Source organism: Xanthobacter aminoxidans, from assembly GCF_023571765.1.
Taxonomy (GTDB): Bacteria; Pseudomonadota; Alphaproteobacteria; order Rhizobiales; family Xanthobacteraceae; genus Xanthobacter; species Xanthobacter aminoxidans.
In genome coordinates, this window is sequence record NZ_JAMJXC010000002.1 from 80,138 (window position 1) to 104,597 (window position 24,460).

At 68.5% G+C, this 24,460-nt stretch carries 28 protein-coding genes; 7 read left to right on the forward strand and 21 right to left on the reverse strand.

The annotated features are described in order from the left end of the window. Nucleotides 1–137 precede the first annotated feature (137 nt). From EJ105_RS03085 to EJ105_RS03185, 21 genes are all read right to left on the reverse strand, one after another. A complete protein-coding gene (locus EJ105_RS03085; RefSeq protein WP_038192745.1) occupies nt 138–983 on the reverse strand; it encodes a CheR family methyltransferase in 846 nt (281 codons plus the stop codon). Beyond that, nucleotides 980–2,128 carry a protein-glutamate methylesterase/protein-glutamine glutaminase gene (locus EJ105_RS03090; protein ID WP_250165261.1) on the reverse strand — a complete coding sequence of 383 codons (1,149 nt, stop codon included), beginning with the start codon at nt 2,126–2,128 and terminating at the stop codon, nt 980–982. Before EJ105_RS03090 ends, EJ105_RS03085 begins: the two co-directional genes overlap by 4 nt. After that, entirely contained in the window at nt 2,128–2,505 is a 378-nt protein-coding gene (locus EJ105_RS03095) for a response regulator (protein WP_250165262.1), read from the reverse strand. The genes EJ105_RS03090 and EJ105_RS03095 overlap by 1 nt, the downstream gene beginning before the upstream one ends. Then, nucleotides 2,506–3,018: a chemotaxis protein CheW gene (locus tag EJ105_RS03100; protein ID WP_024276898.1), complete on the reverse strand. Its 513-nt coding sequence runs from the start codon at nt 3,016–3,018 to the stop codon at nt 2,506–2,508. It abuts the gene before it with no gap. Beyond that, the gene (locus tag EJ105_RS03105; RefSeq protein WP_250165263.1) at nt 3,015–5,699 is read right to left on the reverse strand and encodes a hybrid sensor histidine kinase/response regulator; all 2,685 of its coding nucleotides are present in this window, start codon (nt 5,697–5,699) and stop codon (nt 3,015–3,017) included. The genes EJ105_RS03100 and EJ105_RS03105 overlap by 4 nt, the downstream gene beginning before the upstream one ends. 72 nt (nt 5,700–5,771) lie before the next feature. Further along, nucleotides 5,772–6,317: a hypothetical protein gene (locus tag EJ105_RS03110; protein ID WP_250165264.1), complete on the reverse strand. Its 546-nt coding sequence runs from the start codon at nt 6,315–6,317 to the stop codon at nt 5,772–5,774. After that, a complete protein-coding gene (locus tag EJ105_RS03115) occupies nt 6,314–6,712 on the reverse strand; it encodes a hypothetical protein (protein WP_250165265.1) in 399 nt (132 codons plus the stop codon). The genes EJ105_RS03110 and EJ105_RS03115 overlap by 4 nt, the downstream gene beginning before the upstream one ends. After that, complete coding sequence (locus tag EJ105_RS03120) at nt 6,709–7,293, reverse strand: rod-binding protein (RefSeq protein WP_250165266.1); 585 nt, start codon at nt 7,291–7,293, stop codon at nt 6,709–6,711. Before EJ105_RS03120 ends, EJ105_RS03115 begins: the two co-directional genes overlap by 4 nt. A gap of 50 nt (nt 7,294–7,343) precedes the next feature. Beyond that, on the reverse strand, nt 7,344–7,745 hold the full coding sequence (locus tag EJ105_RS03125; protein WP_250165267.1) for a hypothetical protein: 402 nt from the start codon (nt 7,743–7,745) through the stop codon (nt 7,344–7,346). Nucleotides 7,746–7,747: 2 nt separating this feature from the next. Then, a complete protein-coding gene (gene fliR, locus EJ105_RS03130; RefSeq protein WP_250165268.1) occupies nt 7,748–8,518 on the reverse strand; it encodes a flagellar biosynthetic protein FliR in 771 nt (256 codons plus the stop codon). Further along, complete coding sequence (gene flhA, locus EJ105_RS03135; protein ID WP_250165269.1) at nt 8,515–10,596, reverse strand: flagellar biosynthesis protein FlhA; 2,082 nt, start codon at nt 10,594–10,596, stop codon at nt 8,515–8,517. Before flhA ends, fliR begins: the two co-directional genes overlap by 4 nt. A 27-nt stretch (nt 10,597–10,623) precedes the next feature. After that, nucleotides 10,624–10,890, reverse strand: coding sequence for a flagellar biosynthesis protein FliQ (gene fliQ, locus EJ105_RS03140; RefSeq protein WP_024276890.1), 267 nt, complete (start codon nt 10,888–10,890; stop codon nt 10,624–10,626). A 2-nt stretch (nt 10,891–10,892) separates the two neighbouring features. Next, complete coding sequence (flgD, locus tag EJ105_RS03145) at nt 10,893–11,300, reverse strand: flagellar hook assembly protein FlgD (protein WP_250165270.1); 408 nt, start codon at nt 11,298–11,300, stop codon at nt 10,893–10,895. Between the two features lie 91 nt (nt 11,301–11,391). Next, nucleotides 11,392–11,805, reverse strand: coding sequence for a flagellar biosynthesis repressor FlbT (gene flbT, locus EJ105_RS03150; RefSeq protein WP_029556008.1), 414 nt, complete (start codon nt 11,803–11,805; stop codon nt 11,392–11,394). Further along, nucleotides 11,802–12,149 carry a flagellar biosynthesis regulator FlaF gene (flaF, locus tag EJ105_RS03155; protein WP_029556009.1) on the reverse strand — a complete coding sequence of 116 codons (348 nt, stop codon included), beginning with the start codon at nt 12,147–12,149 and terminating at the stop codon, nt 11,802–11,804. The genes flbT and flaF overlap by 4 nt, the downstream gene beginning before the upstream one ends. Before the next feature lie 14 nt (nt 12,150–12,163). Next, nucleotides 12,164–13,213 carry a flagellar hook-associated family protein gene (locus EJ105_RS03160; protein WP_250165271.1) on the reverse strand — a complete coding sequence of 350 codons (1,050 nt, stop codon included), beginning with the start codon at nt 13,211–13,213 and terminating at the stop codon, nt 12,164–12,166. A gap of 3 nt (nt 13,214–13,216) precedes the next feature. Next, the gene (gene flgK / locus EJ105_RS03165; RefSeq protein WP_250165272.1) at nt 13,217–14,671 is read right to left on the reverse strand and encodes a flagellar hook-associated protein FlgK; all 1,455 of its coding nucleotides are present in this window, start codon (nt 14,669–14,671) and stop codon (nt 13,217–13,219) included. Nucleotides 14,672–14,703: 32 nt separating this feature from the next. Beyond that, entirely contained in the window at nt 14,704–15,960 is a 1,257-nt protein-coding gene (locus tag EJ105_RS03170; RefSeq protein ID WP_250165273.1) for a flagellar hook protein FlgE, read from the reverse strand. Nucleotides 15,961–16,065: 105 nt separating this feature from the next. Beyond that, the gene (gene fliI / locus EJ105_RS03175; protein WP_250165274.1) at nt 16,066–17,403 is read right to left on the reverse strand and encodes a flagellar protein export ATPase FliI; all 1,338 of its coding nucleotides are present in this window, start codon (nt 17,401–17,403) and stop codon (nt 16,066–16,068) included. After that, nucleotides 17,400–18,122, reverse strand: a complete 723-nt coding sequence (gene flgF, locus EJ105_RS03180) for a flagellar basal-body rod protein FlgF (protein ID WP_250165275.1) — start codon at nt 18,120–18,122, stop codon at nt 17,400–17,402. The genes fliI and flgF overlap by 4 nt, the downstream gene beginning before the upstream one ends. A gap of 1 nt (nt 18,123) precedes the next feature. Further along, the gene (locus EJ105_RS03185) at nt 18,124–18,888 is read right to left on the reverse strand and encodes a DUF1217 domain-containing protein (protein WP_029556015.1); all 765 of its coding nucleotides are present in this window, start codon (nt 18,886–18,888) and stop codon (nt 18,124–18,126) included. Nucleotides 18,889–19,307: 419 nt separating this feature from the next. On the opposite strand from EJ105_RS03185, the gene motA reads away from it, so the two are divergent. Genes motA through EJ105_RS03220 form a run of 7 tightly spaced genes read left to right on the forward strand, consistent with a single transcriptional unit; the run spans nt 19,308 to nt 24,394 of the window. Further along, nucleotides 19,308–20,195 (forward strand): flagellar motor stator protein MotA, encoded by an 888-nt coding sequence (gene motA, locus EJ105_RS03190; RefSeq protein WP_024276880.1) that lies wholly within the window; start codon nt 19,308–19,310, stop codon nt 20,193–20,195. Between the two features lie 3 nt (nt 20,196–20,198). Further along, nucleotides 20,199–21,146 (forward strand): flagellar motor switch protein FliM, encoded by a 948-nt coding sequence (locus EJ105_RS03195; RefSeq protein ID WP_024276879.1) that lies wholly within the window; start codon nt 20,199–20,201, stop codon nt 21,144–21,146. Continuing rightward, nucleotides 21,127–21,429: a hypothetical protein gene (locus tag EJ105_RS03200; RefSeq protein ID WP_250165276.1), complete on the forward strand. Its 303-nt coding sequence runs from the start codon at nt 21,127–21,129 to the stop codon at nt 21,427–21,429. Before EJ105_RS03195 ends, EJ105_RS03200 begins: the two co-directional genes overlap by 20 nt. Before the next feature lie 51 nt (nt 21,430–21,480). Next, on the forward strand, nt 21,481–21,807 hold the full coding sequence (fliN, locus tag EJ105_RS03205; protein WP_051679381.1) for a flagellar motor switch protein FliN: 327 nt from the start codon (nt 21,481–21,483) through the stop codon (nt 21,805–21,807). 7 nt (nt 21,808–21,814) lie between these two features. Further along, a complete protein-coding gene (locus tag EJ105_RS03210) occupies nt 21,815–22,837 on the forward strand; it encodes a flagellar motor switch protein FliG (RefSeq protein ID WP_029556018.1) in 1,023 nt (340 codons plus the stop codon). A gap of 38 nt (nt 22,838–22,875) precedes the next feature. Next, nucleotides 22,876–23,952 (forward strand): flagellar biosynthesis protein FlhB, encoded by a 1,077-nt coding sequence (flhB, locus tag EJ105_RS03215; protein ID WP_250165277.1) that lies wholly within the window; start codon nt 22,876–22,878, stop codon nt 23,950–23,952. Continuing rightward, nucleotides 23,939–24,394 (forward strand): hypothetical protein, encoded by a 456-nt coding sequence (locus EJ105_RS03220; protein ID WP_051678860.1) that lies wholly within the window; start codon nt 23,939–23,941, stop codon nt 24,392–24,394. Before flhB ends, EJ105_RS03220 begins: the two co-directional genes overlap by 14 nt. The last annotated feature ends 66 nt before the right edge of the window (nt 24,395–24,460 follow it).

The window sequence follows — 24,460 nt, forward strand, 5'->3', positions numbered from 1 at the left end:
GCCGAAGCCGGCGGCGGATGCTGGATCCGCGGCGCCGGCTTCGGATTGATCGACCCCTCTTGCTCCGGATTGCCTCCGATCCGGAATGATCCCTCAGCCGCCCGGCGCAAGCTCCGGGCCGCGGGGGCTGGCCCCTGCTACCGCCGGGCGGCGACGATGGTCGCCGGCGCGCGGGTGTGGACGTAGGTGCCGCGATGGTCCGGCAGCGGGCGGAAGGCATCGCAGATGCCGATGGCCGTCTCCGCCCCGCCGAGCTGGAGGAAGCCGTCGGGCGCGAGCTGGCGCGACATGCGCGCGAGGATGTCGGCCTTGGTGGGCACGTCGAAATAGATCAGCACGTTCCGGCACATGATGAGATCGAACGTGCCGAGCCCGCCGAAGGGATCGAGCAGGTTGAACTTGCGATACTCGATCATGGCTTTCAGCTGCGGAACGACCTCCCACCAGTCCCCCGACTTCACGAAATACTTGAGCAATTGCTGCACCGAGAGCCCGCGCTGCACCTCGAACTGGTTGTAGCGCCCGGCCCGCGCCCGCTCCAGAACCTCGCTCGAGATGTCCGTGCCGATGATCTGCACCCGCCGCCCGCCTGTGAGTTCCGGCTTCTCGGCCAGCATCATGGCGATGGAATAGGGTTCCTGCCCCGTCGAGGCGGCGGCGCACCAGATGCGCAGCGTGTGCGTCTTCAGCCGCGCCGCGCACAGCGCCGGCAGGAGCGAGCGGGCCATGTCCTCGAACGGCACCTTGTCGCGGAAGAACAAGGACTCGTTCGTGGTCATCGCCTCCACCACCGCTTCCGCGATGATGGGGGCCTCGTTGCTCTTCAGGATCTCCGCCAGCCGCGCGAAATCGGGAATCGCGAAGCGGTTGAGCAGGGGAATGAGGCGGCTTTCCAGGAGATAATGCTTGTCGTCGGTGAGGATGAGCCCCGATCTCTCTTTCAGGAACCGGGCGAAGAAGTCGTAGTCCGCGGGGCGGATCATCCGCGCCTCCTGGCAAGCATGGCGATGACCTTGGGACCGATGGCCTGGAGGGGGAGCACCTCGCTGGCGTTGCCTGCGCTGGCGGTGGCGCCGGGCATGCCCCACACCACGCTTGTCTCCTCGTCCTGCACGATGACGCTGCCACCCGCATCGGCGATGATGCCGGCCCCGCGCGCCCCGTCGCTGCCCATGCCGGTGAGCACGAGGGCCAACGCGTTGCGGCGGTAGATCTGCGCCACGGTGTCGAACATGGGGTCCACCGCCGGCTTGCAGAAATTCACCGCCGGCCCGTCGGACAGGCGGATGACGGTGCGCGCCCCGTCGCGCTCCAGCAGCATGTGCTTGCCGCCGGGGGCGATATAGATGCGTCCGGCGCACAGCGCCTCGCCATCCTGCCCCTCCGCCGCCTGCCGCCCCGCGGCGCGGGTGACGTGCTCGGCGAGGAGCGCGGTGAAGGTCGGCGGCATGTGCTGGGTGATGACCACCGGGATGCGGTCGATATAGGGCCCGAGCACTGCGAACAGGCGGGTCAGCGCCTGCGGCCCCCCGGTGGAGCTGCCCACGGCGATGAGCGAGACGTCGGACACGGAATAGGGTCGCAAGCGGATTGGCCCCCTCGGCTGGCTGGGCAATGCCGCCGCCTGCGGCTGCGTGGAGGGCGGCGGGAGGGCGGGCGCACGGCCGGCCTCCCGCAGCACCTTCAGGCCGAGGCTGCGCACCTTCTCCATCAGCTCGCGCTTGAAGTCGTCGGTGGCAAACGTGCCCTTGGTGGCGTCGGGCTTCGGCAGATAGTCCGCGGCGCCCAGCGTGAGCGCCTTGAGGCTGACCTCGGCGCCACGGCGGGAGAGCGCCGAGGCCACGATGACGGTGGTGTTTCGCCTTTGCCGCAGGATCAACGGCAGGGCGGTGAGCCCGTCCATCTCCGGCATCTCAAGGTCGAGGATGACCACGTCGGGCTGCACCCGGTCGAGATCGGCCAGCGCCGCCTTCCCGTTGGAGAAGGTGCCGACAAGCTCGAAGGCGGGGTCTTCCGACAGCCAGCGCGAGACGATGCCGCGCACGAACACGCTGTCGTCCACCACCATCACGCGGATTCGGGCATCCGCGCCCGGCGCGGACGCGGCGGGGGCTGAGGATTGGGGCATCAGTCCACCCTGTCCAGGAGACCGACGGCCTCGAGCTTCTCGCGCAGGATTTCGGAATCGAAGGGCTTCATGATGTATTCGTCGGCCCCCAGTGAGACAGCGCGGGCGATATGCTCCATGTCGTTCTTGGCGGTGCAGAAGATGACCTTCGGCGTGCGCCCGGCCTCGCTCGACCTGAGCTGTTCGAGCACGGCGAGGCCGTCCGTCACCGGCATGGACCAGTCGAGCAGGATGGCGTCCGGCATGGCGCGGGCGCACATCTCCAGCGCCGGGGCGCCGTCTGCCGCCTCCTCCACGCAGAAGCCGAGATCTTCCAGGATGCCGCGGGCAACCTTGCGGACGACGCTGGAGTCGTCCACCACGAGACAGGTCTTCATTCAAAGCTCCGCGCGTTTGCCGGCATCCTGGCGGGCGACGGCCGAGCCGGCCCGATCGAGCACCAGGTCCACGTTGAGGATCAGCATCAGGTCGCCTGAGAGGCGATGGACGCCGGCGGCCACCTGCGCCCAGCGCGGGTCGAGGTTGGCCGGGTTGGCTTCGCGGCGGGCCGCATCGAGGGAAAGCACCTCGCCCACCTCGTCGATGATGAGGCCGAAGGCCTCGCCGTGGTGCTCGATGCCCACCGCCATGGGCGCGCCCTCCGCGTCCGGCAGCGACAGCAGGCGCCGCATGGCCACCATGGTGACAATGCGTCCCCGCAGGTTCAGCACGCCGGCGATTTCGCCGGGGGCGAGCGGCACGCGGGTGATGGATTCCGGCACGAACACCTCGTGCACGAGCGCGATGGGCAGGCCGAACAGCTGCGGCCCGATGCGCACCGTCACGTACTGGACCACATCGTGCGCGGCGGCTTCGGCCGTATCCTTCGTGAGTGGCGTGTGGGCGTTCATGCGGCAATTCCCTGTCGGCCGGTGAATTCCTTCAGCGCGGCGATGAGGCCGGAGCGGTCGAACTTGGCGACGCAGTCGGTGAAGCCGACAGCGCGGCCCCGCTCCAGCGCATCGCGGTCCTGCGCGGTGGCGAGCGCGATGATCGGCACCTCGCGGATGCGCGGGTCGCCACGCACCGCGGCGGCGAGGGCGAAGCCGTCCATGTCCGGCAGGTCCACGTCGCTGACGATGGCGTCGAAGCCGTCCTCCGTGCCGAGCCGCGCCAGCGCCTCACCACCGGAGGCACAGGCCGTGACCTCGTAGCCGTTGCCATTGAGCATGGGCGCCAAGAGGTCGCGGTGGAACGGGCTCTCGTCCACCAGGAGCAGGCGCGGCCGCTCGGACGAACGGACCAGGTGGCGGAAGCGCTCGCCGAAGGCCACCTGCACGTAGAAGGCGACGTCGAGGATCTCGGTGGCCTGGCCCGACAACACCGCCGCGCCGAGCACCTCCGGCATGTTGGAGGGCGACAGCTCCAGGTCGAGCTCGGCCTCCACGATGTCGACGATCTCGTCCACCACGAGGCCCATGACGCGCCCGCCATCGGCGAACACCAGCATGGGCTGGGTGCCGGCGGCCACGCGCTGGACCTCCTCGTTGGCGTAGAGCACCGGGATCAGCGCGCCGCGATACTGCAGCACCGGGTAGCCGTTGACGCGCTCGATGCGCGCCACCTCCAGTTCCTCGATGCGGGTGACGAGGCCGAGCGGCACCGCCTTGAGATCGCGCGAGCCGGCGCGGAACAGCAGCAGGGACGAGCGCTTCTGGCTGGCGCGCGCCTGCCGGCCGGCGCCGTGATGGCTGGTCTCCTCCGCGGCGCCGCCGCGCGCCGCCGCGTGCTGGGCGAGGCCCGCGGGATCGAGGATCATGATGACCCGCCCGTCGCCGAGGATGGTGCTGCCGGAGACCATGGGCAGCTGGCGCAGGGCCGAGGCCATGGGCTTCACCACGATTTCCTCGGTGTGGGACACCGCCTCCACCACCACGCCGAACGTCTGGTGGCCCACCTTCATCACCACGATGAGCGCCCGTTCCCACAGCGCCTCGTCGCGCCCGTCGCGCTCCGGCGACAGGCCGAGCAGGGCGCCGAGGCTGACGATGGGCAGGAGGCGATCGCGCAGGCCGAGCACCGGCGAGTTGTTCAGCCAGGTTATCTCGTGGTCCGACCCCGCCTGCACCCGCACCAGTTCCTCCACCGCGCTCTGCGGCAGGGCGAAGCGCTCGCCAGCGGCACGCACGATGAGGGCGGGGACGATGGCGAGCGTCAGCGGGATCTTGATGACGAAGGTGGAGCCCTCGCCCTGCCGCGAGCGCACATCGACGGTGCCGCCGATGGATTCGAGGTTGGAGCGCACCACATCCATGCCGACGCCCCGGCCGGAGACGTTTGTCACCTTCTGCGCAGTGGAAAGACCGGCGTGGAAAATGAAGCGGAACACCTGGGAGTCCGGCATCTTCGCCAGCTCGGCCTCGGTGGCGAGGCCATTCTCCAGCGCCTTCTGCTTGATGCGCGCGACGTCGAGGCCGCGGCCATCGTCGGAAATCTCGACGATGACATGGCCGCCCTCGTGATAGGCGGAGAGGCGGATGAGGCCGCGCTCGGACTTGCCCGCGGCGCGGCGCTGTTCGGGCATCTCCAGGCCGTGGTCAGCGGAGTTGCGGACCATGTGGGTGAGGGGGTCCTTGATCTGGTCCAGCACCTGCCGGTCCAGCTCGGTGTCGGCCCCCACCTGCTCCAGCTCGATCTGCTTGCCCAGCTCCTGCGCGAGGTCACGCACGATGCGCGGCAGCTTCTGCCAGGCGTTGCCGATGGGCTGCATGCGCGTGCGCATCACCGCCTCCTGCAGCTCGCCCGTGACGTTGGACAGGCGCTGCAGGGAGACCTTGTATTCCGGCTCGTCGTGGCGACGGGCGATCTCCATCAGCTGGTTGCGGGTCAGCACCAGCTCGGAGACCATGGTCATCAGCTGTTCCAGCACCCCCACGTGGACGCGGATGGACTGGGCGGCGACGCCATGGGCCTCGCCCGCCTGAGCCGCGCCGTGGGCGGCCTCCACGTCGGCCTTGGGCATGGCCGGCGCCGGCTTGGGCGGGGCGGCCTTGGCGGCAGGCGGGGCGGCGGGCGGGGGCGTGATGGGGTCCACCTTGGTCTCGCGGAAGATGCGATCCAGCTCGTCCAGCGGCAGTTCGCCGGGCAGCAGCGGGCGTTCCAGCGTCGGCGCCGGCTGGGGCGGTGGCGCCGGTGGCGGAGTTGCGGGGGCGTCCACGGCCACCGCCATGGCTTCGAGGAGCGAGATGAGGTCGCGGTCCTCGCCCTCGGGCTCGGAGCCCTCGGTCTCCTCCACGTGCTGGAGCAGGAGCTTGATGCGATCGATGGTGGACAGTACCAGCCCCACCGCATCGGTGGTCACGGGCCGGCCCTCGCGGAAGCGGTCCATCAGCGTCTCGGCGGCGTGCGCGAGGGAAGCGAGGCGCGGCAGGCCGATGAAGCCGCAGGTGCCCTTGATGGTGTGCACCAGGCGGAAGATGTTGTTGAGAATCTGCGCGTTGTTCGGGTCCTGCTCGAACTTCACGAGCTCCACGTCGGCGACGTCGAGGCTCTCGCTGGTCTCGGTCAGGAACTCGCGCAAGAGATCATCCATGATCCTGGCTCCGGGGCGATGCGGCGGGGCCGCGGCTGAGGTGGGAAAGGGCGAGGGGGAAGGCACGCATGATCAGTGCCCGCCCTTCGGCTTGGCGTCGCCCTCGCCGTGGCCGCCGGACTTGCCGGCTGGCTTCTCGCCCGAGGAGCTCGCGACATTGACGCCGACGCCGGTGCGCATATCGGTCTTGTCGATATAGTTGAGGGAATCCACGAGCACCTCGCGGACGACCTCGCCGTTGAGATACGTATTCGTGCTCGTCTTGATGCGGCCGAGCATCTCGGGAAGATTGTACTTGGTGATCTTGCCGCTCTCGATGCGGCCGTTGACATAGATCTCGCTGAAGGCGGCGTTCACCGCGAACACGGTGGGCTCCATGGGCAGCTTGCGCAGCTCGGCCGCGTCGGCGGTGATGACGAACTTCGCCAGCACGTAGCCCTGCAGCTTGCCGTCCACGATCATGGGCACGGTGATCGCGGGCAGGCGGCGATATTCGAGGCCGGCGAGATAGGGCTCCTCGCTCTTGCGCGGCGCGCCGGCCGCATACCAAGCGGCGGCATAGCTGGAGCCGAGCCCCACAAGGCAGGCCCACACGCCGATGATGACGAAGCGGATCATGCCCCCGCCCCCGCTCGCGCGGACTGCGCGGACTGCGCCGAATAGGTGCCGTCCGACTCCGCCTCGGCCAGCGCCCGGTCGAGGATGGCGCCCACCTCGCGCGCGGCGGCGATGCGCAGGGCGATGACATACTGATTGCGGTCGAGCTTCGCCTTCAGCCGCGCGAGCCGCCCGGCTGTGGCGGCGTCCAATTGGTCCGGAAGACCACGGGCGACCCGGCTCAGTTCCAGCAAGGCGCGGCTCTTGCGCCGGTTGATCTCAACGAGATCGAGGGTGCCGCGCTCCTCGAACGCCGCATTCTCCATGTCGATTGTCTCTTCCAGCCGGTCGAGGGCGCTGATGAGGGCGACGACCGCCGGCGGGCGGGCGAAATTCAGCTCGCTGTCGAAGCTCATGCGGCCCCTCCCTTCGCCCTGGCGAAGACGGCGGAGGATTGGCCGAGGCGCGCGGCGAGGCCGATGCCGCCGGCGCGGGCGGCCTCCTCGCCCACCTTCTGGGTGAGCAGCGATTTCCAGGTATCTCCGGCCGTGCCGGCGCCGAACATGGAGGATTTCGAGGAGGCGCCCTTGGTGGGCATCATGGTGTCGAGGAACTGGGAGAGCACCATGGCCTCGAACTTCTGGAGCGATGCGGCATCCGGCGTTCCAGCCAGCGGCGCGGCCCCGGTGGCGCCGCCCGCGTGGTGGGGGCCAAGGGCATGGGCGTTCTTCAGCCCCGTGAGGCTGGCGCCGGAGAAGGCGACGCCGGGTGGGATCAGCGCCGCAGCGGCGGCGGCCGCATCCTTGTCGCCTCGGGCCGCCAGTTTTTCAGTCCGCGCAACCGCTTTCGCCTCGGCCACCGTGTCCAGCTCGGTGCGGAACGCGCCGTCGGGCGCGGGGGTCAGCGCCTGAAGCTTGCCCATCACCTGCCGCGCGCGGGCGGCATCGGCGGCCTGCATCACGTCGAAGACGAGGTCGGTCGGCGGTGAGATGCCCATGGTGCGGCTTCCATCGAGAACGGTTCGGACGCCACCCTGCCCCGCCATGCTTATGCGAGGCTTGCACGCCCGCTGGAGATGAGGCTCGCCTCGGCGATGGCGTCGGTGGCCGCGCGCTCATCCTCTGCGCGGGCGAGGCGGCCGGTCCGATCGGCATGGCGCTCGGCGCGCTTCAGGGTGAAGCTCTCGGCCTTCACCTGATCGGCGGCCGTTGCCTCGGCGGCATGGGCCTGCTGGCGGGCGAGCGCGACGCGCTCCAGCCGGCGCGCCACGTTCTCCAGCATCAGCGGGGCGAAGCGGCCATCGTCGAGGGCGGCCATGAGGTCCGCCGTCTCGCCATCGAGCCTCACCCTCTCGCGCACCGCCTCCCCATGGCGGGTCTCGGCGGCGCGCTTCAACTGGCGCTGGACGGCAACGAGGCGCTCGGCCTTCCTGTGGCGCTCCTTCTCCATGCTCAGCCCGCCTTCAGCCATTGGGAGAAGGCGACGAGGAAGGCCGAGAGCAGCGGCTCCACGCTCACATAGAGCAGCAGCAGCCCGCCGGCGGTTACGAAGGGCGTCGCCACGAAATAGACCGGGATCTGCGGCGTGAACTTGTTGATGAGCCCCACGGCGAAATTCACCATCACCGAATAGAGGATGAACGGCCCGCAGAGCCGCACGGCCACCAGAAACACCGCCGACATCTGGTCCACGAGGTCCACCAGCGCCGGCCGCACGGCGAGAAGGCTGCCCGGCGGCACGCGGGCGAAGCTGTCCACTAGCCCCTTCACCAGCTCCAGATGCAGGTCGGCGACGAAGATGAGGGCCGTGGCGGAGAAGACGATGAGCGTGGCGAGGATGGGCAGTTGCTCGTCCTCCTCCACCGACGCGCCGGGCATGGGAGAGACGCCCACCGCCTGGGCGATGAAGCTGGTGGCGAACTGCAGCGCCGTCACATAGAGCCGGGCCAAGAGGCCGATGAGGAGGCCGGTGAGAAGCTCCCCGGCGATCATGAACACGAAATCGCCGGAGCCCGCCGTCCGCACCTTCGGCGCCACCTGATCCAGCACCAGCGGCAGGAAGGCGAAGGACAGGGCGAGGGCCAGGAACACCCTGACGCGCATGGGAATGTGCCGGCCGCCGATGCCCGGCATCAGCATCAGCGCGCCGCCCACCCGGCAGAAGACGAGGAAGGCGGCGAGCACCGCCTCACGGGCGAGGAGGCTCACGGCGCCGGAGGTCACGAGATCGCGCCCAGCGCCTTGATCTCCACCCCGCGGGCGATCTCCACATGGGAGAGCACGGGCAGCGAGGGGAACATGCGCTCCACGATCATGCGCACATAGGGCCGCGCATCCGGCGCGGTGACGAGCACGAAGGGCGCGCCCGCCTTCATGCGCTCGCGCACCGCGGTGGCCGCCTCGGTGCCGAACTGCTCCACGAGGCGCGGGTCGATGTCGAACTCGATCACCTCGCCCTTGGCGTCGCGCTTGAGGCTCTGGTGGAAGGCGAGGTCCCAGCGGCTGCCGAGGCGCAGCACGTTCAGCACGCCGCCCTCGGCGAGATCACCGCAGATCTGCTGCGCCATGCGCATGCGCACATGCTCCGCCACCTGCTCGGAGCGGCGGGCATGGGGCACGATCTCGGCCACGGCCTCGAGGATGAGATGCAGGTTGCGGATGGAGACGCGCTCCGCCAGCAGGAGCTTCAGCACCGCCTGCAGGCCCGAATAGGAAATCTGCGCCGGGCAGATGTCCTCCACGAGGCGCTTGTATTCGGGATCGAGCCGGTCGATCAGCGACCGCATGCTCTTGTAGGAGAGAAGCTGCGGCAAATTATTGGCGATGGCCTCGGAGAGGTGGGTGAGGATGACGGTGAGGTTGTCCACCGGCGCGAAGCCCTCGCGCTTCACCTCGGTGGCGTAGGCCTCGGGAATCCACATGGCCTTCATGCCGAAGGCCGGCTCGCGCGCCTCGTCGCCGGGCACGTCCGGCGGCGGCCCGTCGCCCACCACGACCAGCAGTTCGCCGATGCGCATCTCCTGCGCCGCCAGCACCGTGCCGTGCATCTTGATCTGGTAGCCCTTGGGCGGCGCGGCGAGGCTCTCCGTCATGCGGATGTCCGGCACCACGAAACCATAGCGGAGGGCGAACTTGCGCCGCATCTTGCCGAGCCGATTGCCGAGTTCCGAGGGCGTGCGCAGCACCTGCGTCGCCAGCTGCTTGCCCACGCACACCTCGATCTCGGCGGTCTTCAGTTGCTCCTTCACGGACTCGCGCGCCTCGCGGTCCGCCTGCTGCTTCGCCTCGGCGTCGCGCGCGGCGGCGTCCGCCTTCTGTTTCGCGAGCTGACGCGGCACCGACCAGCCGACGAAGGCCATCATGCCACCGATGAGCGCGAAGGGCAGGAACGGTAGGCCGGGCACAAGCGCCAGGGCGAAGAGCAGCCCGGCGGCCACGAACAGCGCGCGGGGATAGGCGCCGAGCTGGCCCAGCACCGCCTTTTCCGCCCGCCCCCTTGTGCCGCCCTTGGAGACGAGGAGGCCGGCGGAGAGGGAGACGATGAGCGCGGGGATCTGCGAGACGAGGCCGTCGCCCACGGACAGGCGGGTGAAGATGTCCGCCGCGTCGCCGATGGGCATCTTGTGCCGGGTGACGCCGATGATGATGCCGCCGAAGATGTTCACCGCGATGGTGATGAGGCTCGCCACCGCCTCGCCGCGCACGAACTTGGAGGCGCCGTCCATGGAACCGAAGAAGGCGCTTTCCTCCTCCAGCTCGGCGCGGCGGCGCTGGGCCTGCTTGTCATCGATGAGGCCGGCGTTCAGGTCCGCGTCGATGGCCATCTGCTTGCCGGGGATGGCGTCCAGCGTGAAACGCGCGCCGACCTCGGCGATGCGGGTGGCGCCCTTGGTGATGACGAGGAAATTCACCGTCACCAGGATCAGGAACACCACGATGCCGATGACGAAATCGCCGCTCATGACGAGCTGCGAAAAGCCGTGGATGATGTGGCCCGCGGCGTTCACGCCGTCCGAGCCGTGGGCGAGGATGAGGCGCGTCGTCGCCACCCCGAGGCCGAGGCGCAGCAGCGTCGCGATGAGGAGGACAGTGGGAAAGGCGGAGAATTCGAGCGGCTTGTCGATCCACAGCGCCACCATCAGGATCAGCACCGACAGCGCGATGGAGAGCGCGAGGCCGATATCGATGAGCGCCGGCGGAATGGGCAGGAAGAGGATGGCGAGGATCGCCACCATGCCCATGGCGAAGCCGATGTCGCGGCGCGAGCCCTGCGCCGGATCGCGCACCGTGATGTCGGACATGGATCAGGCTCCCCCGCAGACGTTGGCTCAGAAGCCGCTCGATATGCGGCCGTAGATTTCCTCGGTGAAGGCCATGATCTGGGCGCCCATGAAGGAGCCCGTCACCGCCGCCACCACCAGCACCGCGACGATCTTCGGCACGAAGGTGAGGGTGACTTCCTGGATCTGCGTCAGCGCCTGGAACAGCGCGACGAGAATGCCGATGAGCATGGCCGCGGCGACCGCCGGGCCGGCGGCGACGAGGATGGTCCAGATGGCTGAATGGACGATGCCGAGCGCATCCGCCTCGTTCATCGTCAGCTCACCGTCACGCCGGGGCCGATGAGCAGGCTCTTGCCGTTGGAGAGCTGCGCCAGAGGCCCGTCGCTGGTGATTTCCACCGAGGAGACCTTGCCGCTGATGCTGCCGTCTGCGGAGGTCACGGTGTGGCCCAGCGCGAGGTTGGCCGACTGCAAGGCGCTGGCAGCCAAAAGGGATTCCAGCTTCGCATTGCTCGCCACCTGCTGCTCCACCTGGGAGAAGGAGGCGAGCTGGGACATGTAGGCGGTGGAATCCATGGGCTGGGTCGGGTCCTGGTTCTGCAACTGCGCCACCAGGAGCTGGAGGAAGGCGTTGTAATCGATGCTGTTCGCCTTGCCGGCCGAGGCCGTCTTGCTCGTTGCGGCGCCGCCGGCTGCGGACGCGACGCTCTGGACCTGGGTCATGCTGCGATCTCCTTCTCGCACCCTTCTCGCCCGCGAGGATTGCGCGAGGCCGACCTTGCGGGCGGCCTTGCCGGCAACCGCGCGGAACGCGTCAGGCGACTTTCGGCGGCACGGCGCAGTTCAGGATCGCCTCCTCCAGCGGGAACATGCCCCTGAGCGCCTTCAGCGCCTCGAACGTGCGCCCCTCGCCGACGAGGCGGCCCGCGTCGTCGAGGTTCATCAGGATCGCGGGCTTGGTGAAGGTGGTCATCAGCGACGCCAGCTGACGGAAGAACAGCCCGCGTGCGGCATCGGCATTCGCCGGGTCCACCAGCAGCGACTGCGCCACGAAATAGAGCTGGCGCAGCGGCGTGGTGGTGTCTTCCGGCTGCATCACGTGGCTCTCCAGCAGGAAGGTCGCGTCGTTGAGCAGTTCCAGCGTCACCTTGCGGTCCACCTGGAAGACGGCGCCGTTGAGAAACAGCTTTTCGCCGGCCTTGAGGGAGATGTGCATGGACTTCATCATTTCAGGCCATCCCGGATCGCGCGATTGACGTCGATGAGCATGGGAATGTCGCCGCCCGTGCCGGAGATCAGGCGGTCGCACTCCTGGATCACCCACAGGCCGAGGGAGGCGAGCGTCCCGCGCAGCTCGCGCGGCAGCTCGTTGTTGGCATCGGCAAGATCGCTGATGAAGAAGCCCCAGAGCTTCTGCAGATAGGCGACCGCCGCCAGCACCTCGCGCGAGCCGGGCTCCGCCTTGGCCGCGAGGGTGAGCAGATTCACCGCTTGGTCGAGGGCGAGGCGCTCACGCTCGCGGTTGAGCGTCGCGGACTCGTCAAGTATTTCCGCGTAGGAGAATCGGTACATCACGCACCCTCATGTCAGATGTAGTTCAGGATGCTCAGCTGCATCACCTTTGACGTGGTCGCGTAGGACATCTGCAACTGCGTCGTCAGGGTGTCGAGGCGGGTCTTCGCCTCGGCGGGGTCGACCCCTTCGAGGACGTTGATCCTCCGGTCGACGAGATCGGACACCTTGGCCAGCGCCTCGTCCGCCGCGTCCACCCGGGACTTGGACACCCCGAGCTGCGCGGACAGCGCAACGACGCCGCTCACGCCCGCGCCGGCAACAGTGACGGCCTTGTCCAGTACCACCTTGCGGGTCGCTTCCGAGAGGGAGGCTGTGCCAAGCTCCGACACCATGGTGAATGCCATGGCAAGGTTGCGCATGGCTGTCGTGTTGGCGGTGGTGGTGACGGGAACGCGCGCGGTGTCGGAGATCTGGCTGGTCAGCGCCTCGTCGGACGCGCCGGACCAGTTCGCGCCCCACGCGGGATCGGCGAACAGGTCCTTGAAGGCGCCGTCGAGGAAGGACGACATGTCGGCGGCGGAGATATCCGCCACCTGCGGGTCCGCCTGCGGGTTCGCGGGATCAAGCCCGAACGCGCCGGCGAACGCCGCATTCACCACCGCCTTGGGGCCGGTCGCGTAATCGGCCATGGGCTTTTCGGCGCTGTTGATGCCGGCGAACAGGTAGCGCTGCCCGTCCGTGGCGTTCAAATGCGCGGTGAAGGCATCGAGCGCCGATTTCGCCTGATCCGCGAGGATGGCGCCGGAGGCGTTGCCCGCCTGCCCGGCGAGGATGTCCTTCAGGAACTGGTTGGCGTCGTCCGAGATCTGCGAGAGCGCCACCTGGCTGTGGCCGAGCAGGCTCGAAGCCAGCGCATTGCCCTGCTTCTGCGACAGGATCGCGCCGCGCGCCAGATGCAGCGCCACGCTCTCCCCCGTCGCGATGCCCAGCGTCAGGCCCACGTCCGCCTGCCGGCCGGTGGCGATTTCGGTGGTGGCCTTCGAGATGTCCGATTGCAGCTTCGGCAGCGCCGCGCGGGACGGGGAGGTCCAGGCGAGGGTGGAGATGTAGGTGCTGCGCATGGCTTAGCCGATCATCTGGAAGAGGCTGTCGTAGAGCTGGTTCACCACGCCCATCAGCTTGGACGTGGCCTGATAGCCGCGCTCCAGTTCGAGCTGGCTGGCATATTCGTCGTCGAGGTTCACGCCGGTGGCGGCGGAAAGCGCGTTGGAGGCCTGCGCCAGCACCGTCTTCTGGGAATCGAGCCGGGTGTCCGCCGCCTTGCGGGCGCCTTCCAGCCAACTCACCGAGGCAGTGCCGAAGGAGACGAGGCTCTGGTTGTCGGAGAGTTGCGCCGCACCGTCATAGGAGCGGGGCGCGTCGAGCGCGGCGGACAGCGCCTTCAGCCGGCCGGCGAAGCTCGCCGCGCCTGAGGTGTTGGCGGCGAAGGGCGCGCCGTTCATGCCGCCGTCGCGCAGCAGGCGGATGTCGCCGCCCTGCCCTACGTCCACGGCCGCGTTCACCGCGAGCGTTCCGGCGAGGCCGGGCGAAAGACCGCCGGGCACCGTGGCGCTGCCCGCGGCGGGCACGAACAGGCCGGCGCGCGTGTTGCCCGCGCCGTCGGTCTCCTTGAACGCGTCGGTGAGGCCGCGCGCCAGTTCGTCCAGCTGGGTCTGGTAGGTGCTCGCGGCGTCGTCGCGCAACTGGGTGAGACCGGCGATGCGGCCGGTGCGCACCGGCATGGTGGCGTCGCGCCCCGTCACCGACACGCCGTCCACGAACACGCTGCCGCCCTGCGTGTTCGCATCGAGCGTGTGGGCGGGGGTGAAGCCCACCGTGCGGGCGGTGGTCTCGAACAGGGTCGCGCCGCCCTCGGTGTAGATGACGATGTCGTTATTGGCCCGCGTCACCGTGGAGATGCCGATCTCCTCGGAAAGTCTGGCGAGGATGGAATCGCGGCGGTCCAGCGCATCGGTCATGTCGGCGCCGGCGGCGCTGCCCTTCACGATGGCGCTGTTCTCCGCCTCGAACTGGTGGAGCAGGTCGTTGACGGTCCCGACCGACGTGGCAATCGCCGCATCCGCATCCGTGCGCACCTGCTGCACCGTGTCCGTGGCGGTGTTGAGGGAGGAGGCGAGGTCCTGCGCGGCGGTCACGGCCGCCTGGGCGAGGGTCATGTCGTCCGGCGTGTCGGCGGCGCGCGCGAGCGCATCCTTCAGCGTGCCGAGGCGGGCGACGGGGGAGGTCGGGTCCTGCGGGTCGCCTACGGTCTGGGCGAGGCGGCCGAGGCCATCGGCGAGGGCCTGCTGCGCGGCGCTGTCCGAGGTCGCGCCCAGCATCCGCTCGAACAGGGCGCTGCCCGTGGCGCGGGTGATGGAGACCACCCGCACCGAGCCGTCCGCCGCCGTGGTGGTGACGGCGATCTTGCGCGAGGCGGAAGCCTCGCCCGCCCCCGCCACGTTGCGGCTGGACAAGGCGATCTTCGCCGAATTGGCGGCGAGCGAGGACTGCGCCGTGTTGAAGGCGAGGGAGAGGCTCATGATGCACCCGTGCGCGGCGCGGCGGCGTCAGGTCAGCGCTTCAGGTTCATCAGCACGTCGAGCAGCTCGGTGCCGGTCTGGAACACCTTGGAATTGGCGGTGTAGTCGCGCTGCGCCACGATCATGCGGGTGAGTTCGGAGGCCATGTCCACGTTGGACTGCTCGGTGGCGCCGGAGAGCAGCGAACCGACGCCGCCCTCGTTGGGAAAGCCGATCTGGATGGCGCCGGAATCCAGCGTGGTGCTGTAGGCGTTGCCCGTCAAAGGCTCCAGCCGATCCGGGCTCTGCACGGTGCCCAGCGGAATGCGGTAGATGGCGGATTTCCGGCCGTTGGCATCGGTGGCGTAGACGGTGCCGTCCTTGGCGATGGAGAAGTCGGAGATGGGGCTCGGCGCATTGCCGTTCACGCTGGCGGTGAAGGGCGTGTAGGGCGCCGCGAGCTGGGACATGCCGGCGAGATCGAGCGTCAGCGTCGCCCCGTTCGGCACGGCAAGCGAGATGCTGCCGCCGGAGGTGAGCTTGCCGCTGGCGTCGAAGGTCAGCGTCTGGGTGGAAAGCGGGCCGGACGCATAGGGGAAGGTGCCGTTGGCGGGGGCGGCGGCCTGGTCGTAGACCGCAAGCTCCCACACGCCCGGATTCTCGGCGGTCTTGGTCATGTAGAGATCGAGCGTCACCGCATTGCCGAGGTTGTCGTAGGCGACCAGCGAGGACTTGTCGGTGAAGCTCGCGCCCGCAACGTTGGCGCCGGCGGTGGGGGCGGTGGCGACCGCCGCATTGGACGGCAGGTTCGCCGCGAACGTGCCCTCGGTGGAGGGCGTCGCCGCCAGCTTGGTGTTCTGGAGGTTGATGGGCACGAGGCCGGCCGTGCCGTTCAGCACCACGTTGGGATCACCCGCGGAGACATCGTAGCCCATCAGGGTGAGGCCGGCGCTGTTCACGAGGTTGCCGGTGCTGGCATCCACCTGGAACGAGCCCGCGCGGGTCAGCTGGGTCTGGCCGGACGGGTCGTTGACGAGGAAGAAGCCCGAGCCCTGCACCGCGAGATCGGTGGAGGACGAGGTGTAGTTCAGCGCGCCCTGCTGGCTGATGGCGTAGCGCACGTCCGTATTGACCGAGCCGGACTGATATTCCGTGCCGCCGGTCTCCAGCAGCAGCGAGGAGAATTGGGTGTCGGCGCGCTTGTAGCCCGCGGTACCGGCATTGGCGATGTTGTCGGAGACCGTGCCGAGCAGGTTGGATTGCGCGGTCATCCCCGACACGCTGGTGCGCAGCATTCCGTAAAGGCTCATGGCTCGGTCCTCGTCGCGGTCTGAAAGGGCGCGCCCGCCGGAAGGAGGAGCCTGCGCCAGTGTCATCGCCGCATCTGAGGGCGGATGGCTTGCGCGGGGCTGGACTCAGCTCTTCAGCGCGGCCGCGAGATCGGAAAAGGCGGCAAGGCTCGGCGGATCGCCGGGGTCCTGCCGCAGGGCGTCGTAGATGCGCGGCACGATGGCCACGGCCTGATCCAGCTCGCCGTCGGCGCCGGGCTGGTAGCCGCCCATCAGGCGCAGGTCGCGCGTGTCCTCGAAGCGGGCGATCATGGCCTTCAGCCGCCGCACCAGATCGCGCTCCGGCTCGCTCCACACCTCGCCGGCCAGCCGCGAGATCGAGCCGAGCAGATTGATGGCGGGAAAGCGCCCCTGGTCCGCGATGGCGCGGTCGAGCACGATGTGGCCGTCCAGCGTGCCGCGGATGGCATCCGCCACGGGATCGTTGTGGTCGTCGCCATCCACCAGCACGGAGAAGATGCCGGTGATGGCCCCCTCCCCCTCCATCCCCGGCCCGGCCCGCTCCAGCAGCTTCGGCAGCGTCGAGAAGACGCTGGGCGCATAGCCCCGCGCCACCGCCGGCTCCCCCGCCGCCAGCGCCACGTCGCGCGCGGCATGGGCGTAGCGGGTGACGGAATCGACGATGAGCAGCACGCTCTCCCCGGCATCGCGGAAATATTCCGCCACCGCCAGCGCCGCCTGCGGCGCGAGCCGGCGCATCATGGGGCTCTGATCGGACGTGGAGACGATGACCACCGCCCGGTCACGGCTGGCGGCGAGCGGGCCTTCCAGAAACTCCCGTACCTCGCGCCCGCGCTCCCCCACCAGCGCCACCACCACGGTATCGAAACCGGCCGAGCGCGCGAACATGGAGAGCAGCGTGGACTTGCCCACGCCCGAGCCGGCGAAGATGCCGATGCGCTGGCCCTCGCATATGGGGGTGAAGATATCCACCGCGCGCACCCCGGTGACGAGCGGCCGATGCACACGCCCGCGCGCCATGGCGGGCGGCGGCTCGGCATCAAGCGGCATCCGGCACGGGCCATGGGCCAGCGGCTCGGACCGGTCCAGCGGGCGACCCAGCGCATCGATGACGCGCCCCTTCCAGGAACGATCCGGACGGAGCGCGAGGGGGCCGATGCGGAAGGCCGGCGTGCCGATGCCCACCGACACCCGCTCGTCGAACGGCTTCACCACCGCGCCCGCCGGATCGATGCGCACCACCTCGCCGATGCTGGTGCCTGACGCCTGCTCGAAGCCCACGCGCTCGCCGAGCGTGACGAAGCTGGAGAGGCCGGAGACCCGCACATGGGTCGGCGCCACCTCCCGCACGATGCCGCCGACGCGGACGATGGGATTTTCCTCGAGGCCACTTTCTACGGCGTGGCGCAGGCGCTGGAGCGCGTTGACCGGGGGCGCGCTCATCCCGGACCAAGCTCGCGAATGGTCTGCGAGGTGGAATCTTCGGTCTGCGACACGGCGGAGGCGGCCATCTCGAAGGCGCGCTGGAGGGCGATGAGGCGCGTCATCTCGGTGACGGCATCCACGTTCGCGCCTTCCACGAAGCCCTGCCGCACCACGTTGCGGGTGTAGTCCTGCACCAGCGCGGCGGACTTGTCCGGCACCACCAGCGCACCGTCGCGGCGCGCAAGCTTCGCGTCCTCCGGGATCAGGAACAGGCCGACACGGCCGATGGGGCGGCGGTTCTGGGAAATGGAGCCGTCGGTGCCGATGCGCACGGTGCCGCCGGTGGGATCGATGACCACCGGCGCGCCGGAGGCATCGAGGATGGGCCGGCCGGAGAGCGTGCGCAATTCGCCCTCCGGGCTCATGCTCATCCGCCCATCGCGGGTATAGGCGGTGGTCGCGCCGTCGCGCACCGCGAACCAGCCCTTGCCCTCCACCGCGATGTCCAGCGGATTGCCGGTGGGGTTGATCGGCCCCGACTTGCGCGAGGTGTAGGTCTCGCCGGTGGAGGTGAAGGACACGCCCTGCCCCCCGGCCCTGGAGACCATCTCCTCGAACCGCACCTCTTCCGCCCGGTAGCCGGCGGTGTTGAGATTGGCCACGTTGTTGGCGATGGTGGTCAGGCGCTTGTCGGCGGCCAGCTGCGCCGAGAGCGAGACGTAGAGACCTGAGCCCATCTCAGCCTCCGTATTTCAGGTTGAGGATAGAAAAGGAGGCCGCGCTCGACGTGCGGACAGAGAAAAGATCGAGCACCGGGGCGGCATCCACGCCCTGCGCCACGTCCCACTTGGCGCTGAAGCGGCGCAGCAGCGCATCGAGCTTCGCCGGCTCCTTCAGGTCCGCGATGTTGAGCTGCGCCTTCACCGCCTTGGCCTGCTTCTCGATGGGGGCGGCCGCCATGGCGTCGGGAAAGTCGTAGATGGTCTTCACCACCTTCCAGAGCGCGGGATCGGCCAGCAGGCCGTAGACGGATTTCACGGCGGGGGCCTGGCGCTGGAAATAGAGCGCGAGCTGCACGCCCTCGTTGCTGGCGCCCTGGTCCGCCTCCAGCGCCTGGCGCACGTAGCGGTCCACCACCTTCTGCCCCGCCTCGGGCGATTGGGTGGCGGCGGCGCCGAGGCCCTTGAAATCGAACACCTTGGCGAAGGCCTTGAAGCGATCGTCGTTGAGCTTGTTGGCGAAGCTCTTGGGATCGGTCACGCCCTCCTTCAGCACCTTGCGCATGTAGCCCTTGGCATAGGCCATGTCCTCGAGGCCGAACGCCTTCATGGCATAGGTGAAGAGCCGGGTATCCTTCAGAAAGCCGTCGATGCTCGTCACCTTGCCGATGTGCTTGAGGTAGTAGCCCGATTCGAGCGCCACCGGCTTCTCGGCCGCCTTGGTCGACAAGGAGCGCGTCATGTCGCGCGCCAGCAGGCGGTAGGTGAGGAGCGTGCTTTCCATGGGAGCATCCGCGGGGAACAGGGCGCGCGCGGCGGGAGGCCGGCGGCCGGCCTATTCCGCATGCCCTGCCTTGCGTGAGCCTTGCGGGCTTAAGGCGCTCAATATGTGAGGATTTTCGGGATCAGCCCAGCGCGGACCGGAAGACGTCATCTCTGACACCCCCCGGTCCGGCCACCCCGTGCCGGTCAGGGCTAGGCACGGGATATCGAAGGCTTCGCAACGGCCGAACATGCAACCAGAAAGGCCGGCGAGCCAAGACGCGAGTTGTGTAGCATGCACAACCCAAAGAGGGCAGAACAATCCATTCCATTTTGGCGGTGATTATGGAGTGAACGCGGGTCATTGCAAGGATCGACAGAGCACAGCCTCGCACAATCCTCGCCCCCTACCACCGGACACTGGACAGAACGGGGGAAGCCGTGGCCGTCATCATCGGAATCATTTTGGGGTTGGCCGCTACCTTTGGTGGCTTCATGGCCATGGGCGGACACCCAGAGGTGGTGTGGCAGCCGTTCGAGTTCCTCATCATCGGCGGCATCGCCTTTTCCACCTTCATCATCGCCAACCCCTTCTCGGTCATAAAGGACACGGGCTCCGGCATCATGCAGGCGGCCATGGGGACCGGGCCGAAGCGCAAGGATTTCCTCGCCCTCCTCAGCCTCCTCTACGCGCTGATGCGCGACATGCGCCAGAAGCCGCGCAACGAGATCGAAGCGCATATCGACGACCCGGCAAGCTCCGCGCTGTTCGGCCATTTCCCAAGCCTGCTCAAGGACAAGGAACTGACCCAGTACATCTGCGACTACGCCCGCCTCATCCTCATCGGCAACGCCAAGTCGCACGAGATCGAGGCGCTGATGGAGCAGGAGATCTCCACCATCAAGAAGCACAAGACCAAGGCCGCCGGCGCCCTCAGCACGGTGGCGGAAGCGCTGCCCGCGCTCGGCATCTGCGCCGCGGTGCTCGGCATCGTGAAGGCCATGGGCGCCATCGACCAGTCGCCGGAAATCCTCGGCCACTATATCGGCTCGGCGCTCATCGGCACCTTCGTCGGCATCTACTCGTCCTACGCCATCATCTCGCCCCTCGCCGCCAAGGTGAAGAGCACGCGCGAGAAGCAATGCCAGCCCTTCATCATCACCAAGCAGGCGCTCATCGCCTTCATGAACGGCGCGCTGCCGCCCATCGCGCTGGAGCACGGCCGCAAGACCATTTCCGCCGGCGAACGCCCCACCATCGACGAGGTGGAGAGCGAGGCCATCCAGGCCGCGCCGTCTGCCAACGGCACCGTGCAGCAGGCGGCCTGAGCCATGAACGCCAAATCCGCCGCCAAATCCGCCTCCAAGCACCACGACATCCGCGACATGCTTTTGGATGCCGCCGGCCTCTCGCTGGACCGGCTGCCCATGCTGCACGTGCTGTTCGACCGCATGGCCACCTTCTGCGCCGACGGGCTCCGGCAGGTGGCGGCCTCGCAGGCCTATTACTCGCTCTCCAGCGTGGAGAGCGGGCGCATCGGCGACGTGCTGGAAGCCTATGAGGGCATGGCTATTGCCGGCATCTTCAATGCCCCCTCGTGGGACAGCCAGCTCATCGTCGGCTTCGACCGCGATTTCATCTTCACCATGATCGAGGTGCTGTTCGGCGCCGACGGGTCCGAGCCGCCGGTGGAGGACGAGCGCTCCTTCTCCAACATCGAGGGCCGCGTGGCGCAGTTGCTGTTCGAGCAGATGACGAAGGCGCTGAAATCCGCCTTCGCCCTCGTCAGCGACACCAGCTTCCAGTTCGAGCGGCAGGAAACCCGCATGGACTTCGCCGTGATCGGCCGGCGCAACAATCTGGCGGTCACAGCGAAATTCCTGCTCCAGGCGCTGAACCGGGGCGGCGAGATGTTCGTCACCATCCCGCAATCGGCCCTCACGCCGCTGCGCCGCGCGCTCGCCAGCACCAGCCAGGCGGAGACCGGCGGGCGGGACCCGAAATGGGCGCAGAAGATCCGCGACGAGGTGAACCGCACCGAGGTCGAGTTGCGTGCCGTGCTGGACGAGCACGAGGTGACGCTCGGCGACATCGCCGCCCTCAAGGTGGGCCAGATCCTCAAGCTCGACGCCACCCCCGCCAGCCGGGTGAAGCTGGAGAGCGCCGCCCAGCCGCTCTTCTGGTGTCATCTCGGCCAGTCGGACGGCGGCTACGTGGTGCGCCTCGATGAGCAGATCAACCAGCATCAGGACTTCATCGATGACATCCTTCCCCGCTGATCTCATCCTGCTCGCGGCGCTGGTCGTGACCACCGCTTCCGTCGCCCTGCTCAACCGCCGGCTCAAGGCGGTGGACCGGCTGAACGCCGACTACGGCAAGGCGCTGGCGGAGGCCTCCGCCGCCCTCGTCTGCGCCCGCGACGCCCTCGACACCTTCGGCCGCGACGGGCGCGAGGTGCTGGTGCTGCTCGCCGGCCGCATCGACACCGCCCACGAGCTGATCGCCGAGATCGACGCGCGGAAATCCCCTGCGTCCCTGGCCCCTGAACTCAGCGACCGCTGACCGCCCTCTGGAATCCGGATCAAAGCCATGCCCGCTCCCGACATCGAAACCATGACCCCCTCCAGCGCGCTGGACGAAGCGCTGCTCGCCAAGGCCGGCGAGACGCTCGGCTCCGGCGCGGGGCTCGAGACCGTGAAGCGCATCCCCGTGCTGCTGCAGGTGGTGCTCGGCTCGGCCTCCATGCCGGTGTCGAGCCTCCTGAAGCTCAATCGCGGCACCGTCGTGCCCCTCGACCACCGGGTAGGCGAGCCGGTGGACGTGGTGGTGAACGGCCGCGTCATCGCCCGCGGCGAGGTGATGGTGGTGGAGGACGACAATTCCCGCTTCGGCGTCTCCCTGACCGAGATCGTCGGCCCCAACGACGCCGACGCCGGCTGAGGCGGCCATGGCGGCTGCGAGCGCGGCGAAGCCGCGTCCCCTCCAGGGCATAGACCGCGTGGCGGCCCTGCTGATGGCCATGGGCACGCCCGCGGCCAACCGCGTGATGAAGCATTTCGAGGCGGACGAAATCCGCCTCATCACCCGCTCCATCGCGTCGCTGAAGCCGGTCAGCACGGCCCAGATCGAAAGCCTCGTCGAGGACTTCGCCAGCAATTTCGCCGGCGGGGCGAACCTCGTCGGCACCGTCGCCGACGTGGAGCGGCTGCTGCAGGGCGTTCTGCCGCCCGAGCAGATCGCCGACATCATGAACGACATCATGGGTGCGGCGAACCAGTCCATCTGGGACCGCATCTCCACGGTCAACGAGAACGTGCTCGCCACCTACGTCGCCAAGGAGCACCCGCAGACCGCGGCGCTGATGCTCTCCAAGGTGAAGCCCGCCTGCGCCGCCAAGGTGCTGAGCTTCATCCCGGAGGACAAGCGCAACGGCATCATGCGGCGGATGCTCACCTTCAAGCCCATCGTGGACGCCACCATGCAGGTCATCGAGCGCACGGTGCACGAGGACTTCATGATGAACTTCTCGCGCAATGCCGGTGCCGACCCGCACGCGCGCATGGCCGACATCATCAACAAGATGGACCGCGACGCCATGGAGACGGTGCTCGCGAGCCTCGCCTCGACGCGCCCGAAATCGGCGGAAATCCTGAAGGGCCTGCTCTTCACCTTCGACGACATCGTGAAGCTGACGCCGCGCGCCCGCACCGCGCTGTTCGACCAGGTGCCCACCGACAAACTGGTGCTGGCGCTGAAGGGCACCGATCCCGAATTCCGCGAGATCATCCTCCAGTCCCTTGGCGCCCGCGTGCGCCGCATGGTGGAGCAGGAGATGGCCGGCAGCGAGCCGGCCCCGGCCAAGGACGTGATGGAGGCCCGCCGCACCGTCACCGACCTCGCCCTCGACATGGCGGGGCGCGGCGAGATCGAGATTTCCTCCGGCACGGAGGAAGATGCCTATGTGCGCTGAGCGCCATGCCCTTCTGACCCCGCCGCTGCGGGGGCGCCATGTCTGAGGAACAGGACAAGGAGAGCAAGACAGAAGAGGCGAGCGAGAAGAAGATTTCCGACGCCGTGGAGAAGGGCAACGTGCCGTTCTCGCGGGAGGCGACGCTGTTCGCCTCGCTCCTCGGCATCCTCGCCATCCTCGCCTTCTTCGTCGCGTCCCCGGTGCGGCTGCTGACCGCCGACCTCTCCCGCCTCATCGACGATCCCGCTGGCTTTCCCATCGCCACCGGCAACGATGCGGTGTCCATCCTGTGGGGGGCGCTGGCGGGGGCCGGGCGCTTCCTGATGCCCATGGTGATCGTGCTGATGCTCGCCGGCCTCGTCGCCTCGGGCTTCCAGAACGTGCCGTCTCTGGTGACCGAGCGCATCCGTCCGCAATGGTCGCGGGTGTCTCCGTCAGCCGGCTTCAAGCGCATCTTCGGGGCGCAGGGTCACATCGAGTTCGGGAAGGCGCTGTTCAAGCTCTTCGCCATCGGCGTCGTCGCGGCCCTCGTGCTCTATGCGCAGGAACATGAGGTGGTGAATGCCATGTTCACCGATCCGCTGCGCCTGCCGGCCGTGCTCCTCGCCCTTGCCATGCGGCTCGTCGCCACCGTGTGCGTCGTCACCATCGGGCTGGTGGCCGCCGACATCGTGTGGTCGCGGGTGAGCTGGAAGACCAACCTGCGCATGACGAAGCAGGAGGTGAAGGACGAGTTCAAGCAGGCCGAGGGCGATCCCATGGTGAAGGCGCGCATCCGCGCCGTCGCCCGCGAGCGCGCCCGCCAGCGCATGATGAACGCCGTGCCCAAGGCCACCGTCGTCATCGCCAACCCGACCCACTACGCCGTCGCCCTGCAATACGACCGGCAGACCGGCGGCGCACCGCTGGTGGTGGCCAAGGGGGTGGACCTCATCGCCCTCAAGATCCGCGAGATCGCGGAGCGCCACGGCGTGCCGGTGATCGAGGACCGTCCGCTCGCCCGCGCCCTGTTCGCGGCGGTGGAGGTGGACCAGTGGATTCCGCAGGACTTCTACCGGCCGGTGGCGAAGATCCTGCACTACATCTATGCGAGGCCGGGCCATGGCGCGAAATGAGTTCCTCCGCCTGCAGCGTCTCGCCGCCCGGCCGAAGATGGAGCGGCTCGCCTGCGAGCGCGTTCTGGCCGGCGCGCTGCGCGAGGTGATGACCGAATTGTTCTTCACCAATGCCGGCCTGCTCATGGCCTATATCCATGCCGGACAGACCAACATCATCGACGACATCGTCGCCTCCTGCGCCGAGCGCTCCCTGAAGCCGGGCGCGCTGCGCTATGGCGGGCAGGCCATGATCCAGGCCGACTGGGGCGTCGCCCCCACCGTCGCCATGGACATGGAGCTCGGCTGTGCCGACTGCTCGCTCTACTTCCGCATCATCTTCGATGCGGGCACCGTGGGCGTGGAGATGGACAGCATCCTCTACCACGGCGATGAGCCCGCGCCCGATGCCCTCCTCGAACACCTCACGGCGACGCTGGAGGGCGTGCGGCTGAGTGCGTGAGAGGGCGGCCAGCCTCGGGCAAGGTTCGCGCGCTAGGAAACGGTCATCCCTCGCCCCTTCCGAAGG

Coding starts and splice junctions, on each gene's coding strand:
- EJ105_RS03085 (WP_038192745.1), bottom strand. CDS start 983: ATGATCCGCCCCGCGGACTACGACTTCTTCGCCCGGTTCCTGAAAGAG.
- EJ105_RS03090 (WP_250165261.1), bottom strand. CDS start 2,128: ATGCCCCAATCCTCAGCCCCCGCCGCGTCCGCGCCGGGCGCGGATGCC.
- EJ105_RS03095 (WP_250165262.1), bottom strand. CDS start 2,505: ATGAAGACCTGTCTCGTGGTGGACGACTCCAGCGTCGTCCGCAAGGTT.
- EJ105_RS03100 (WP_024276898.1), bottom strand. CDS start 3,018: ATGAACGCCCACACGCCACTCACGAAGGATACGGCCGAAGCCGCCGCG.
- EJ105_RS03105 (WP_250165263.1), bottom strand. CDS start 5,699: ATGGATGATCTCTTGCGCGAGTTCCTGACCGAGACCAGCGAGAGCCTC.
- EJ105_RS03110 (WP_250165264.1), bottom strand. CDS start 6,317: ATGATCCGCTTCGTCATCATCGGCGTGTGGGCCTGCCTTGTGGGGCTC.
- EJ105_RS03115 (WP_250165265.1), bottom strand. CDS start 6,712: ATGAGCTTCGACAGCGAGCTGAATTTCGCCCGCCCGCCGGCGGTCGTC.
- EJ105_RS03120 (WP_250165266.1), bottom strand. CDS start 7,293: ATGGGCATCTCACCGCCGACCGACCTCGTCTTCGACGTGATGCAGGCC.
- EJ105_RS03125 (WP_250165267.1), bottom strand. CDS start 7,745: ATGGAGAAGGAGCGCCACAGGAAGGCCGAGCGCCTCGTTGCCGTCCAG.
- flhA (WP_250165269.1), bottom strand. CDS start 10,596: ATGTCCGACATCACGGTGCGCGATCCGGCGCAGGGCTCGCGCCGCGAC.
- fliQ (WP_024276890.1), bottom strand. CDS start 10,890: ATGAACGAGGCGGATGCGCTCGGCATCGTCCATTCAGCCATCTGGACC.
- flgD (WP_250165270.1), bottom strand. CDS start 11,300: ATGACCCAGGTCCAGAGCGTCGCGTCCGCAGCCGGCGGCGCCGCAACG.
- flbT (WP_029556008.1), bottom strand. CDS start 11,805: ATGATGAAGTCCATGCACATCTCCCTCAAGGCCGGCGAAAAGCTGTTT.
- flaF (WP_029556009.1), bottom strand. CDS start 12,149: ATGTACCGATTCTCCTACGCGGAAATACTTGACGAGTCCGCGACGCTC.
- EJ105_RS03160 (WP_250165271.1), bottom strand. CDS start 13,213: ATGCGCAGCACCTACATCTCCACCCTCGCCTGGACCTCCCCGTCCCGC.
- flgK (WP_250165272.1), bottom strand. CDS start 14,671: ATGAGCCTCTCCCTCGCCTTCAACACGGCGCAGTCCTCGCTCGCCGCC.
- EJ105_RS03170 (WP_250165273.1), bottom strand. CDS start 15,960: ATGAGCCTTTACGGAATGCTGCGCACCAGCGTGTCGGGGATGACCGCG.
- fliI (WP_250165274.1), bottom strand. CDS start 17,403: ATGAGCGCGCCCCCGGTCAACGCGCTCCAGCGCCTGCGCCACGCCGTA.
- flgF (WP_250165275.1), bottom strand. CDS start 18,122: ATGGGCTCAGGTCTCTACGTCTCGCTCTCGGCGCAGCTGGCCGCCGAC.
- EJ105_RS03185 (WP_029556015.1), bottom strand. CDS start 18,888: ATGGAAAGCACGCTCCTCACCTACCGCCTGCTGGCGCGCGACATGACG.
- EJ105_RS03195 (WP_024276879.1), top strand. CDS start 20,199: ATGAACGCCAAATCCGCCGCCAAATCCGCCTCCAAGCACCACGACATC.
- EJ105_RS03200 (WP_250165276.1), top strand. CDS start 21,127: ATGACATCCTTCCCCGCTGATCTCATCCTGCTCGCGGCGCTGGTCGTG.
- fliN (WP_051679381.1), top strand. CDS start 21,481: ATGACCCCCTCCAGCGCGCTGGACGAAGCGCTGCTCGCCAAGGCCGGC.
- EJ105_RS03210 (WP_029556018.1), top strand. CDS start 21,815: ATGGCGGCTGCGAGCGCGGCGAAGCCGCGTCCCCTCCAGGGCATAGAC.
- flhB (WP_250165277.1), top strand. CDS start 22,876: ATGTCTGAGGAACAGGACAAGGAGAGCAAGACAGAAGAGGCGAGCGAG.
- EJ105_RS03220 (WP_051678860.1), top strand. CDS start 23,939: ATGGCGCGAAATGAGTTCCTCCGCCTGCAGCGTCTCGCCGCCCGGCCG.